This is a genomic window from uncultured Microscilla sp., from assembly GCF_947493425.1.
GTDB lineage: Bacteria > Bacteroidota > Bacteroidia > Cytophagales > Microscillaceae > Microscilla.
Window position 1 is genome coordinate 28,781 of sequence record NZ_CANLRP010000005.1, and the last position, 14,000, is coordinate 42,780.

Annotated in this window: 11 protein-coding genes; 6 read left to right on the forward strand and 5 right to left on the reverse strand. The window is 35.0% G+C overall.

All coding sequences use genetic code 11. From position 1 onward, the window contains the following. Positions 1-109 precede the first annotated feature (109 nt). The 4 genes from Q0954_RS02810 to Q0954_RS02825 form a co-directional block, all read right to left on the reverse strand. Entirely contained in the window at positions 110-1,114 is a 1,005-nt protein-coding gene (locus tag Q0954_RS02810; protein WP_299453264.1) for a type IX secretion system membrane protein PorP/SprF, read from the reverse strand. A gap of 89 nt (positions 1,115-1,203) precedes the next feature. Continuing rightward, a complete protein-coding gene (locus tag Q0954_RS02815; protein WP_082226708.1) occupies positions 1,204-1,980 on the reverse strand; it encodes a uroporphyrinogen-III synthase in 777 nt (258 codons plus the stop codon). Positions 1,981-2,043: 63 nt separating this feature from the next. After that, the gene (locus tag Q0954_RS02820; protein WP_299453267.1) at positions 2,044-3,075 is read right to left on the reverse strand and encodes a DUF4271 domain-containing protein; all 1,032 of its coding nucleotides are present in this window, start codon (positions 3,073-3,075) and stop codon (positions 2,044-2,046) included. 184 nt (positions 3,076-3,259) lie between these two features. Continuing rightward, positions 3,260-5,086 carry a BamA/TamA family outer membrane protein gene (locus Q0954_RS02825; protein ID WP_299453270.1) on the reverse strand — a complete coding sequence of 609 codons (1,827 nt, stop codon included), beginning with the start codon at positions 5,084-5,086 and terminating at the stop codon, positions 3,260-3,262. Here Q0954_RS02825 and hemW point away from each other — a divergent pair. The 3 genes from hemW to Q0954_RS02840 all read left to right on the forward strand — a co-directional run bounded on the left by hemW (position 5,070) and on the right by Q0954_RS02840 (position 7,571). Continuing rightward, positions 5,070-6,200 carry a radical SAM family heme chaperone HemW gene (gene hemW / locus Q0954_RS02830; protein WP_299453272.1) on the forward strand — a complete coding sequence of 377 codons (1,131 nt, stop codon included), beginning with the start codon at positions 5,070-5,072 and terminating at the stop codon, positions 6,198-6,200. The genes Q0954_RS02825 and hemW overlap by 17 nt on opposite strands. 2 nt (positions 6,201-6,202) lie before the next feature. Continuing rightward, positions 6,203-6,958: a cyclase family protein gene (locus tag Q0954_RS02835; protein ID WP_299453274.1), complete on the forward strand. Its 756-nt coding sequence runs from the start codon at positions 6,203-6,205 to the stop codon at positions 6,956-6,958. A gap of 226 nt (positions 6,959-7,184) precedes the next feature. Continuing rightward, positions 7,185-7,571, forward strand: coding sequence for a hypothetical protein (locus Q0954_RS02840; RefSeq protein ID WP_002701434.1), 387 nt, complete (start codon positions 7,185-7,187; stop codon positions 7,569-7,571). A 43-nt stretch (positions 7,572-7,614) separates the two neighbouring features. Here the strand turns inward: Q0954_RS02840 and serS are convergent, their stop codons facing one another. Beyond that, on the reverse strand, positions 7,615-8,889 hold the full coding sequence (serS, locus tag Q0954_RS02845; RefSeq protein WP_299453284.1) for a serine--tRNA ligase: 1,275 nt from the start codon (positions 8,887-8,889) through the stop codon (positions 7,615-7,617). Positions 8,890-9,608: 719 nt separating this feature from the next. Between serS and rho the strand changes: the two genes are divergently transcribed. From rho to Q0954_RS02860, 3 genes are all read left to right on the forward strand, one after another. After that, entirely contained in the window at positions 9,609-11,201 is a 1,593-nt protein-coding gene (gene rho / locus Q0954_RS02850) for a transcription termination factor Rho (RefSeq protein ID WP_299453287.1), read from the forward strand. Positions 11,202-11,308: 107 nt separating this feature from the next. Then, a complete protein-coding gene (locus Q0954_RS02855; RefSeq protein WP_299453290.1) occupies positions 11,309-12,274 on the forward strand; it encodes a TIGR02452 family protein in 966 nt (321 codons plus the stop codon). Between the two features lie 1,086 nt (positions 12,275-13,360). Continuing rightward, positions 13,361-13,807 (forward strand): hypothetical protein, encoded by a 447-nt coding sequence (locus Q0954_RS02860; protein WP_299453293.1) that lies wholly within the window; start codon positions 13,361-13,363, stop codon positions 13,805-13,807. Positions 13,808-14,000: the final 193 nt, after the last annotated feature.

A 14,000-nucleotide genomic window follows, 5' to 3' on the forward strand; every position in this document is an offset into this window, starting at 1 on the left:
ACTAATATCGCGCCAAAATCATGGCACCTTTGTTCTTCTGTTTCCAAACCTGATTCGAAAACGGACTATTTACAATAATATTACTTTTTTTCCAATCGTTTTTATATGATCACTCATTATTATAACGGGGAGTATTAAGTTTTGGATCTGTAGTATGAAAAATAGGTATTTTGTATGATACAGATATTTCATGTGACGTGGGGTCTTTGGCTGATTGTCCAAAAAACACATAGTCAAAACCATACGCAATTTGTAGGGTTGGTTTCTTACTACTTTTATTCAACTTAATTCCTAAAATCAATGATGCTGATTCTTCTTGACGATATGATATTCCAGCAAAATATTTGTTGTCGTAAGTAGTAATTGCCCCTAGATCAAACGAATAGCCGCTTAAATCTGTTGGTACCATTTTAACCAACACAGAAGGGCTTACAGACCAAAGAGAGTTATACCCTCCTACATTGAAGTTATATCCAGCTAATACATAAAGATTACTAGCCAATATACCTTCACTTCCTTCTTGTCCAAAATTAAATTTTTGAGGAATGATATGATTCATACTTACTCCTCCAAAGAACGTATTGGAATGGTAATAAATGCCAGCTGCCATATCGGAGTTTGTTTGAGATAAAACTCCAGTCTGCAGTAACTTATCATCAGGGTCGATCGCCCTAAATTGATCAAAATCAATAGTTTGAGAATAAATACCTCCTCGCACACCTATAGATAGTTTGGCTTGAGTACCATTACGACTACCAAGTGGTACGTGATAAGCATAAGAAAGTTGCGCTTCACGGTTAATCAGAGGTCCAATCATATCATTGACAAAATGTAGCCCTACACCGCTACGAAAAGCATTATTGCCATAAGACACACTCATTACTTGTGTATTTGGACTCCCCCCATTATCAAAGGTTGGGTTATAGCCTGCCCACTGGGTTCTGTGAATAAATGAAGCAGAAAAATTACCTTCGACACCAGCATAAGCCGGATTGATAAATAACTGATTAAACATGTACTGGCTAAACTGTGCATCTTGTTGTGCTTTTACAGTAGTAGTTGTACTGCCTAACAGTAAAAAAAACAGTAATATTACTCTAGGAATCCTGTTCATAAGTCAAAAAAATAGCTTTGTTAAATAAACTTATAAATATTATGCAAGCATAAGTTTATAACAAAGCTACTTGATTGTAAAACTTATACTTACTTGATATTATTCGAAACCTTGATATAGTTTTCTATAGCCCCAGTCATTGAGGGAGCATTTGGCATAGGTGCTTCTATATCCAACACCAAGCCTGCATCTCTTACAGCCTTGGCAGTAGTAGGACCAAAAGCTGCTATACGAGTTTTATTTTGTTTAAAGTCTGGAAAGTTTGCAAATAAAGACTGTATTCCTGATGGACTAAAGAATGCAATAACATCATAATTCACATCAGACAAATCTGATAAATCACTCGCAACTGTTCTATATAATACTACTTCTGTAAAGTTGTAGTCATTTTTAGTCAAGAAATTTGGGATATCATCTTTTCGGATATCTGAGCAAGGGAAAAGATATTTCTCCCCTTTATGCTTTTTTACAATTTCTAATAAATCCTTTGCAGTTTTTAAACCTGTGAAAATTTTTCGTTTCCTCACTACGATATACTTTTGTAAGTAATTGGCAGTTTGGCTTGATACGCAAAAATATTTCATATCTGCGGGCACTTCAATTTTCATGTTTTTACACATTTCAAAAAAAAGTGTGACTGCTTTTCTACTAGTAAAAATCACGGCAGAATGGGCCAAAATATCGACTTTTTGTTTTCTGAACTCTTTTACAGAAACCGGTACAACATCGATAAATGGACGAAAATCTACCTTAATTCCGTATTTTTCTGCTAATTTAAAATAGGGTGATTTATCGTTACTAGGTTTAGGTTGTGAAACTAAAATGCTTTCTACTTTAAGAAGTCGCTCACGAACAATTTGAGGCATTTGAGGGTGTAGTTCACTCATGCGCTAAAGATTTTCTTTACTGTTTGCTGATTACAAAGTAAACTAGTTGAAAAGTAATAGTTTTATGCCAATTAACAAGGGGGTTAGTTCTGTGCTGCAAAGGTAGTAAAATAAATATAGATTTTTAAATTGAACCCGTTTATTTACATAAAAACTAACTAGCATAGTTTGGACAAAATGAAACCCTATGACAAAATAAATAAAATATTTATTCAACTCTGTGATGTATTCTTCAGCAGAAATAAGCATAAACACCGGAAAAATAACAGCTATAGTATAAAAGAGTTTTGATAGCCTCATGTATTCATAGAAATGAGTATACTCTATTTTTTCCAGACTTAATAATATCCCAAATACTTTTAAAAGAATATATTTCAGAAAAATTAAACCAAATACAATAGCAAAGAACAATGCATAGTTGGCAAGCAGTGAGACAAAGTCATAGTTAGCATTTACTAGTTTAAATGATACGTTAAGAATACCCGTTACGTCCTTTTGTGCAAGCATAAAAAACAAGCTTATGACTAACGCATGTAAAGCTAAAAACAACAGGTTGATGGCATTAAAAGGCTTACTTATTAATGAAATATCCTTGCGAGATAAACTTGAAACACTGCTGCGAAAACTGTAGTAGCTTAAAAATGTTTTAGGGTGGAAATTCCAAAGTAAGGTAAATACTCCCAATAAGACCCCACCTATTATAATCATGAAATCTTTCACTCCTGACAAATACCGACTTTTTTCCTGGATTTTAGATTCTTGCTTTTTAGTTTTTTTAGTTGTAATGAAATCTTCTTTAAAGTAGCCGATATGTACAGACTTCAATGGAAGACGATATCCCCTATCATAAAAGGTAAAAAACAACTTCTTCTTTTGATCAAAAGCCTGCTGAAGGCTATCAATGCTGAAAGTAATCCAACCCTCTTGCGTTACCTCTTTACAAAGTTTTTTATTTATAAAAATAAACACATCTTTAGGGCTATAAAGTGTAAGCGAATACCCTTTATACTTTTGGGTGTCTAACCAAAAACTAGCGGTTTTAGAGTCCACATGCCTGTCTTCTATGTAGGGCACATAAGAATTATACTTGGTGTCATACACTTGCCATTCATCTTCCAGGTCATAAATTTTAAGAAAACCATCCTGGAAGTTTTGTTTAGCATAAGTGTTTGCACACAAACCTAGTAACAACCCTAAAATCCAAACTACTTGTAAAGTATAATATTTCATAACAGACATTTTGAGTCTTACAAATATTTCAAAATCTACTTATAAAACCAAAATGTATTTTAGAACGATTAAAGTTTATTGGCTGTTCTCGAGCTTTACCCAGTGCATAAACAATATTAAAAATACCTGCTTTAGTAGGGAAATTAAGCCCTAGACCAAACCCTAGAGGGGTATCTTCGGTAAAAGTATTGATTGTTTTTTGTTGTAGCCATGATTGATCATAAAAAACAAATAAATATGAGTAATCATCAAATAAAAAGCGATATTCAAGATTGGCGATTACATAATGAGAGGCAAAGAAGGTATTTTGGTTATGCCCTCTTAAACTGTTGATCCCTCCTACCCTAAATAGTTCGTTGACTAATAATTGGTCATTGATAACTCCTCCTGTACTTAACTGCCAATAGAACACTGATTTTGAAGATGTTTTGGAGTAATGCTTCCACTTAGCTTTATATACCAATTTAGTAGTAGACAGTGGAATGTTTTTGTACAAATTTTCTGGTAACTCAGGGTTTTGTAAAATTTTTTTTTGTCCAATCTCCCCTGACAAACTTAAAAAATCACCTTTAGATGGATACAAGGCATCATTCAAATTACTGTGTATATAGCCCAAACCATACGCAATAAAAGAAATGTCTAAGGTATCAGGCAAGCGGGTAGCATTTTGATAAATAAGGCTATTTAGTACCCTAGAACTTTTAGAGTTTACAGTAACCTTTATTTTGTCTCCTGTTTTTAAATTATAGAATAAAACCCCACCTAAATCTATATTAACAAACGATGTATCTTCTTTTAAAAGGTTAAATTTAAGCTGTAGATCTAATGCTGACCCAAATAATAATGGATGAGTGTAATCTAAGTTAATCAGTTGAGACTGAGACTCTGGTCTTAACCACTTTGCCGAAAGACTCTTACCAGACCTAAACATGTTTTGCAATAGAAGATCAAACTCCCCCATCCACTCTAGAGTGCCAGGGTTTTGTTCATTAGGAAGTAGTCCCACTAGTAAGTTTATTTGATTCGCTTTACGCTTTCGTAAAAACAAGTTAACGCTGGCTTTCTTTGCCCGAAAATCTACCACTGCTTTTTTTCTGACCTTCAAATAAGGTAATTGTTTCAATATACGATGGGCACTTTGCACTTTTGATTGACTAAATAGGTCGCCTTCTCTTAGTCTTAAGTATTTCATCATGAACTCTGGTTTTACCTGCAAATCACCCACAATGTGGAGAGTATCAAATAAAATCTGGGGGCCTTGATCATAGTTCCACTTAGCATAGACTTCCTGCTTTATAAATGTTAAAGAGTCTAGGCGAATTTGCGCAAAAGGGTAACCATGGTTCTCTGAATAACTTAACACTTTACTTTGTAATTTTGATATTGATTTATACAGAAAAGGTTTTTTATTATAGTATTTAGGCTTAAATCCTACATTGTGTATTATTTCCTCAGGAAGGTTACCTTTTTTCAAGCTTGCCCATATAAACCTAGTACCTACAGAAATATAAGCAAAGAGGGTATCTGGGGTGCCTAGCAAGCTATCTAATTGGGCATTCAAGTAAGCTTGTTGATGTAGTTTTTGAATAAAAGATTTTACAGCCTTCTCAGCTTTTTTAATGTCTTGATAAACAGTGGGTACTTCTTTTTTTTTTAATGCTTGAATATCTTTTAAGTTTGCACTAATTTTTAGGTAAATACTGTTTCTTCTATTTGTTGAGTCTGCCTGTTTTGACGAAGGGGTTTGAGCATAGATAATAAAAGGAAAAAAATACCAGTATATACACCCATAAATGAGTTGTTTTTTGTATTGAATACCTCGTCTTAATCTTATTATTTTGTCTAGTTTATACATTCATATACCTTTTTGTAAGCAAGCCTGCTATTACTGCGATTTTCATTTCAGCGTTAACCAAAATAATAAAAAATTGATTGTAGAAGCGATCAAGAAGGAAATTGTGCTGCAAAAAAACTATTTACCCAATAATCATTTACACACAATTTACTTTGGTGGTGGCACACCTTCTCTGCTGAATGAGCAAGAACTTGCAGGAATTTTTGAAACCATTCATCACACATTTTCAGTAGCGCCTCACGCAGAGATTACCTTAGAGGCTAACCCTGATGACTTAACAAAAGAGAAACTACTACTACTTAAAAAACAGGGAATCAATAGGTTAAGTATAGGCACTCAGTCTTTCCAAGATGTTTGTTTACAATACTTAAACCGAGCACACAATGCTACTGAAGCCAAGCAAAGTATCTTAATGGCGCAAGATAAAGGGTTTGATAATATAAGTATAGATTTGATATACGCTATTCCGGTGGCAAATAATAAAGTTTGGCAAGAAGATCTACAACAAACAGTTAGCCTTCAAGTACAGCATATTTCGGCATATTGTCTGACAATAGAAGAGAAAACCGTGTTTGGTCGTCAATTACAAAAACAACTCATCAATCCAATCAATGATGAATTTGCCTCTAGCCAGTTCAATAGTTTGATTACACATTTAGAGCAGAATCAATTTATTCAATATGAAATATCAAATTTTGCCAAACCAGGTTTTTACTCTCAACACAACAGTAATTACTGGATAAAAAATCCTTACCTTGGCGTAGGTCCCAGTGCCCATTCTTATAATGGTTCTACACGTCAGTTTAACATAGCTAATAATGGTAAATATCTACAGGCTGTGGCTAAAAATACAATTCCTTTTGAAAAAGAAGAGTTATCAAAAGCTAATCAAGTAAATGAATATATTATGACAAGTTTACGAACAATTTGGGGCTGTGATTTGCGCAAAATTTCTCATAACTTTGATATAAATTTACTCTATGAAAACAAAAGTTACATTCATGAGTATATAGATAAAAAGTTGTTAAAACTTGAGGATGATGTACTGAAACTTACCAACAATGGTAAATTGTTTGCTGATAAAATAGCTTCTGATTTATTTATTATTGAATAAATATGATTTCACCCATAAAAATACAGTATTTAGGGCAGGACTATAGTTTCAATCCTAGCGAACCTATTGATATTTCAATGATACTGAATGAAGATTCTGCCAACTGTTATTATGCAGACAAAGTTGGTTTTGAAACTTATGAAATGGGTGATTTTATTGGTAGTGTTGCCAGAGGCGGGGTAGTTAATTACCAAAAAATAACCCTTACTCCCCACGGCAATGGTACTCATACCGAGTGCTATGGTCATTTGTCGGCAGACAATAGTGCTAATATATACAATTGTTTGAAAGAGTATATGTTTGTGTGTCAACTGGTAACTCTTCCAGTACATCAACAAGGTGAAGATCAGTTAGTGACCTTGCAGGACTTAAAAAATAATATGCTTCAACAAATACCTGAGGCCTTGATTATTAGAACAATACCTAATACTCCTGATAAGCTTACCAGACAATACTCAGGGAGTAACCCCCCCTACCTGGAAGCAAGCATTGGTAAATTTCTGGCTGATCACAAAGTAAAACATTTATTAGTTGACTTGCCTTCAGTAGACAGAGAAGTAGATGGGGGAAAGTTATTGTGTCACCGGGCTTTTTGGCAGCATCCTGAAAAAACTCGCAAGGATAGTACAATTACTGAGTTGGTTTATGTAAATTCAACCGTTCCTGACGGGTTGTATTTACTCAACCTACAAGTAATTAGTTTGTGGAGTGATGCAAGCCCTAGTAAACCTATAATTTATCCGCTTAGTAAAATTTAGTATGACTAAATTGCAAACATCATCCAGCTCAATCAATGATGAGTTGAAAACCAAAACTGAAAAAGTAATTGCCAAGGTTGGTATGATAAATACCTTGCATTATCTTATTGGAACAATTCATGCGAATGGTAGATAAGTAACATTTACCACTATAATAAAAGCTATATTACCAAGCTTTTATTCAGTATGTTAAGATAGATCAATAGCTATAAATACCATTAAAACAATGACAAGCAAAGTAATGACTAGTGATGAGAAGAAAGCAATTTTGTTATTAAAATCTGTGATTTTCCACTATCATGGGTTAGACAAAGAAGAGCAACAAATACTGGATTCTACAGCTGAAAGGTTTGATGCCTGGGAAGAACTAAAGTGGGCAAATGACTTTATTTCTCTTGATTATTATACAGCTTTTGAGCGTGCCAGAGAGTATTTAAATGAAGTAGTGGGTAATTTGGATAAAGAAACCAGGTTAAACTACCTTAGTATGGTATGGGAGGCTAATAACGCTAAAGGGTATGTAACAGAGATGGAAGCAACTGCCATGCTTAAACTTGCCAAAGACTGGAGTGTTCAAAAGGAGCTAATGATGTTGGTAAGAAAGAAAAAATAATCTCTGAAAAGATTATTTTTTCTTTTCTCTCATAATCTAACTTCTAGTTAATTATATCAAATCCAGTATACGGCTGTAATACAGCTGGTACCTTAATGCCTTCTGGTGTTTGATTGTTTTCTAACAACGCTGCTACTATACGTGGTAAGGCTAGTGCACTACCATTCAAAGTATGGGTAAAATGCTTCTTATTATCTCCTGTTCTATAACGTAGTTTCATTCTGTTTGCCTGAAAGGTTTCAAAGTTACTTACAGAACTTACTTCCAACCAACGTTTTTGAGCAGCAGAGTACACCTCCATATCAAAAGTAAGGGCTGACGTAAAACCCAAGTCACCGCTACATAACCTGAGCACACGGTAAGGCAAATTTAATTTCTGCAATAGTCCCTGTACATGCGTACACATCTCGTTTAATGTTTCATAAGATTTTTCAGGGTGTTGTATTTGAACAATCTCTACTTTGTCAAATTGATGTAAGCGATTTAATCCACGTACTTGCGCTCCCCATGCACCTGCTTCCCGACGAAAACAAGGAGTATAACCAACGTGCTTGATTGGCAGATTTGCTTCTTCTACAATTACATCACGGTACATATTAGTAATAGGTACCTCAGCTGTGGGTATTAAGTACAAGCCATCTTCTTGGGCATGATACATTTGTCCGTCTTTGTCTGGCAATTGCCCTGTACCAAAACCAGAATCCTGATTGACCAAATGCGGAGGAATAACTTCACTATAACCCGCGTTGGCTGCCTCATCTAAAAAGAAGTTGATCAAAGCACGCTGTAGTCTGGCGCCTTTCCCTTTATATACCGGAAAGCCTGCTCCAGTAATTTTTGTTCCTACCTCAAAGTCTATAATATCATACTGTTTAATCAAGTCCCAATGTGGCACTGCTTTGTCGTGTAGTGTAGGAACAGATCCATGCTCAGATTCTACCTTGTTATCTGTATCAGTATTACCTTTGGGTACACTTGGGTGAGGGATATTTGGAAGTTTATATAAAACTTCATCGCGTTTGTTGCTTACAATCTTCAGCTTGGCCTCAAGATCTTTTACTTCTTGCTTGCTACCTCCAACCTGTTGTTTTAATTTGTCAGCTTCTACTTTTTTGCCTTGCTTCATCAATTGCCCAATACGCTTTGCCTGGTTATTAGAAGAAGCTTTGAGGTTGTCTAACTTTGTTTGCGTATTTTTTCTTTGGGTGTCATACTCCAAAACTTGGTCTACCAAATCCTCGGCGTTTTTTACTCCCCGCTTTTGTAATCCTTCAATAACCTTTTGTTGGTGGGTGCGGATGTGCGGAATCTGTAACATAATCAGTATTTATATTTGTATATAAAAATTTTGAAAAATCGTGTCAAGTTATTATGTTTGTGTCAGTAAGAGACGCAAATCTATAAATTTACCATCAAAACACTCTTTATTATCCCCATAAAAATTGCACTAATTACAAAAAACTTAAAAAAAATTTACATTCATTTTTTAGTTATTGGTTTTTTCGTAAACTTGCCGTGCAAAATCTCCTAAGCGTGAATTGAGCCTCATTTCTACACCAAAGGTCTATTGTGGGTAAAGGGTATTTTCAATGGTATCTTCTTTCTTTGCAAATTTTAACCATATTATAGAATTGAGTACTTATCCAGCATCTTGGATAAGCTATTAAAACAATCATACTTTTATTTTTGATTTAACATTAAACTCATTTGCCTAGTGCACTGGAAACTAAATTCCTATCATATTATTCGGAGTCTTTAGCCCGCTTACTTTACTTCAAAAAGTTTACGTAGCTTTGGCTATGAGCACTTTTTGAAGTGCGTCAGCAAACAAAATACCCTCGAATAAATAATATATTTATTTAATCCCCAATGCACTAGTGTGAGAAGGTAATGTAAATAACAAGATATTTACACTATAGTAGTGAGAAAGCAAATACACTCTCCTGATATAGAAACCTACATTTCTTATTTATATCCAAATATTTAATTGTTCAACTTAATCGTTTCAATGCGTATTAATTTCACAAAATATTTCCTATGTATAACATCGAAGAACTAAACTTAAAGCTTCTTTCGGAGTTAAGAGAAATCGCCGAACAACTACAAGTAAAAAACTTCAAGAAATTGACTAAAAAGGAGTTGATTTACAAAATTTTAGATCAACAGGCGATCTTACCCGAAGAAAAAGTCCTTCCTATAAAAGAAAAAGAAGCAACACCAAAAGTTCAAGAAAAAAAGAGTGACACTTCTAGCAAGCCTCGTAAGAGAAGTCGCACCAAATCTGAAAGTAGCAGAGAAAAAGAACCTAAAGTGGCAAGCACAGCTAATAATGGAAAGAAAGCTGAGCAAGAAGACTTTAACTTTGACATGGGTAATGACCCTATGTTGTTTGACAACCCAGTAAATGACGACCTTGGTGCTCCGGCAAAACCTAAAGCTGAGCCCAAGGAAGCAAGCAGTGGTAAAAGTCAGAGTAGTAGCAAAAAGAATAACAATTCGTTTTCTATCCGTGATTTTGACGGCTTGATTGAAAATGAGGGAGTTCTTGAGATTATGCAAGATGGTTATGGTTTCTTGCGCTCGTCTGATTATAACTACCTTGCCAGCCCTGATGATATTTATGTTTCTCCTTCTCAGATTAAATTATTTGGTCTAAAAACAGGGGATACTATCAGAGGACAAATAAGACCCCCAAAAGAAGGTGAAAAATACTTTGCACTTTTAAGGGTTGAGAACATCAACGGAAAAACCACAGAAGAAATCAGGGATCGTATTCCTTTTGAATACCTCACACCTTTGTTCCCACAAGAACGCCTCAACTTGAGTGCTTCAAGCAATGAAATGTCTACCCGTATACTTGATTTATTTGCCCCTATTGGTAAAGGTCAAAGGGGAATGATTGTAGCCCAACCAAAAACAGGTAAAACTGTTTTGCTTAAAAACATTGCCAATGCTATTGCCACCAATCACCCAGAGGTATACCTCATTGTATTGTTGGTAGACGAACGTCCAGAAGAAGTAACCGATATGGCACGCAGTGTACGCGCTGAGGTAATTTCGTCTACATTTGACGAGCAAGCCGAACGTCACGTAAAAATTGCTCAGATTGTATTAGGCAAAGCAAAACGCATGGTAGAGTGCGGACATGATGTAGTAATATTGCTTGACTCTATCACTCGTTTGGCACGTGCTTATAACACAGTTGTTCCTTCATCTGGTAAGATATTAACGGGTGGTGTAGATGCCAATGCACTACATAAACCTAAGCGTTTCTTTGGGGCAGCTCGTAACGTTGAAAATGGCGGTTCTTTGACTATCATTGCTACTGCATTGATAGAAACAGGTTCTAAAATGGACGAAGTAATCTTTGAAGAATTTAAAGGTACTGGTAACATGGAGCTTCAACTTGACCGTAAACTATCTAACAAACGTGTTTATCCTGCCATTGATGTTCCTGCTTCTGGTACTCGTCGTGAAGACTTATTGATGGATAAGGAAGAATTACAGCGTGTATGGATATTGCGTAAATACATGGATGACATGAACTCTAATGAAGCAATGGACTTCTTATTAGATAAAATGAAAGGTACCAGAAATAACATGGAATTCTTGATTTCGATGAATGGATAATATAACATCCCATTGTTTTATTTCTTATAAACTATTGAATCCCTGGAGACATCTTCAGGGATTTTTTTATGTATATTGATAAAAAATAATGGTCAAAAAAGTCAACTATGGAAGAATACCTAATAAACAATACTCCCCTTACTTGGGACTACAGAAAATGGATTGCAGAGTTTAAGCAAGGTTCTAAATCTCAAATAGGCTTTAGGGTTTCACGCAAAAAAGTGTTTGATCATACTGTAGAGGTAATTAAAACAGGGCAGTATGTAGCTAATGGAAAAACTATTATGCTGAAAGACTTTGCTGATCTGTTACATATTTGGCAAGACTCAAAGTTTTACCCTGATACCCATACTTTAGTGCTACCAGAGATAACTACTCCATATACTACTGTTTATCAAGTCATTCAGGCAGATTGTGTAGAAGTAGGGCAAACTATGCAAAAACTAGGATTTAATCCTGTAGTATTGAATATGGCAAATGGTAATACTCCGGGCGGAGCAGTTATTCGCGGAGCAGGTGCTCAAGAAGAAAACCTATTTCGTCGTTCTAATTTATATACCTCATTGTATCAATACACTGACTTTGCTCCTCAATATGGTATTCACAAACATGGGCAACACCACTACCCTATTCCAGCCCAATCTGGAGGTATTTACTCACCCAATGTGTTATTTTTTAGGTCATCGGAACATAGTGGTTATGCTTTGCTTACCCAACCTTTTACTTTATCTATTGTCACTGTGCCTGCTATTGCTCGTCCCAAAGTAGAATCACGCAATGGGCGCAATTGGCTGACGCCTCCTCAGATAGAATTTACCAAGCATAAGATTAGAGCTATACTAAGAATAGCAGCTATGCACCAACACGATTGCCTAATTTTGAGCGCATTTGGTTGTGGAGCTTTCAAAAATCCTCCTCACCACATGGCGCAGCTGTTTAAGGAAGTATTAGTTGAAGCCGATTTTAACGAACGGTTTAAATCTGTAATATTTGCCATTATAGATGATCATAACGCCTGGAAAGCCCATAACCCAGAGGGTAATTTAATTCCTTTTCAACAAGTATTTGATTAACCATTTGCCCAGCCATTCTTTAAATTTATTAGCACGCTGTTTATTAACGATAAGTTAAGAGCCTGTTTAAAATTCACCCAGTACTTAGTCAATAGTTTATTTAGGAATAAGTTATACTAAGATTAAGGTGATCACCTGCGGTGAGCTTGTCACAGCAAGCTACCCTGATGAATCGGCATTTATAAATAGACTCGGTTTTAGGATTTACAGGATTAGCTTTGCTGAGCTCAGCACAGCAAAGCTGTAGCTTCGGTTGATTAATGTTGGTATTCAGGCAATTAGTCAAAATCTGTCCCCAAAACCATTTTTGTTTAAGTATAACATCTTCACCCAAACACCAGAAACTTATGCCAAACAAAAAATACCCTGTTGATTTGACTGAGCTTGAACAAACTCATTTAGGAATGGTAGTACAACAACACGGTACTAAAAATCAAATAACAAGCTGATTACTCATAAATCAGGGATACAAGGAAATTTACAAACAACAATAACTTCCTGATATAACAAAGAGAGTTCAACTTTTAGTGATGTAATAATTACCGTAAGGAAATTGTTTTGTAGTAAATTTGATTTTCAAATGTATGGTAATTTCACTGAATGTGTAAATATTTTCAAAAAAGCTTTTTAACCATACAAAGCACATTTTTAGCATTACATAAGGTTAAATTCGAGCCTATAGTAATGCCTAATGCTTCTAATATTTAGCCATCATATACCGTGATAAATGATGTTTTTTTTATAATTTTTCAAAAAAAAACATTACATCGACAGTAAGAAGTTCTTACCCTTAAAACAAACCACTTAAAATAAGAACTGTATGAAATCCTTACTCAAGTTTACATTACTTTCAAAGCCCACATTGACACTTCAAATTACCAAACAAGTCGTCATTGAACCATCCAACCTCTGACTTGTTGACGATTCCGGTAACAAGAACAGGATATAAATTTTAAACAAATTTGATGTTATATTAAATAAAAAACATGTATCCATATTTTTTATTTTAATTCTTAGACATTCAAATATTTTTACAAATATTCTACATATATTAATATTCAAATCTACCGCTATAAACTAACAGGTATGCCTACAAAATCAACTGCAAAGGATAACTCCTTAGAACAACTTAATAAGTTGCTTCGCCAGAACAAAAAAGTTGACTTTAAAACTTTTAACCTACTGAGTGCAAAAGAGTTGGAAAGTCTAAACTGGAGTAAAATCTCTAAAAAAGACCGACCAAAGGTCTTAAAACAAGCCAAGGCTTACCAACGTCTACTTCGTCTATTGGGAGAACATCACCCAAAAATTGCCAAAGAACTTCTCAAGCAAAATCTTCATTCTGCGGTTCAGATTGCCTCTATTCCTCAAAAGAAGTTTATGAATGATTTTTTGAGCGTATTTAAGGACGAAGATTTGATGAAGAAATTTTATGCACGTGCTCTAGCTACCCGAAGCAAGGTGCTTTTGAAGTACATGAACATTGTGCAAAACCGCCAACCTCATGCTAAATCGGTCAATGTTATTGCCTGATTTGGCTTCTCAATTTATTTTAATCGCATAGCAGAACAACATTTAAAATACTTTCAATTTTTTGGTCTTATCAAAAGATAGGTAAACCTACAAAAATAATCTGAGCCATAAAACGGTATCTTTCCCGAGCGGACTTCCTCAAAAAATAGTTCCATAGCTTTGGCTATGCAAAGATTTTTTGACTCGCCCACTC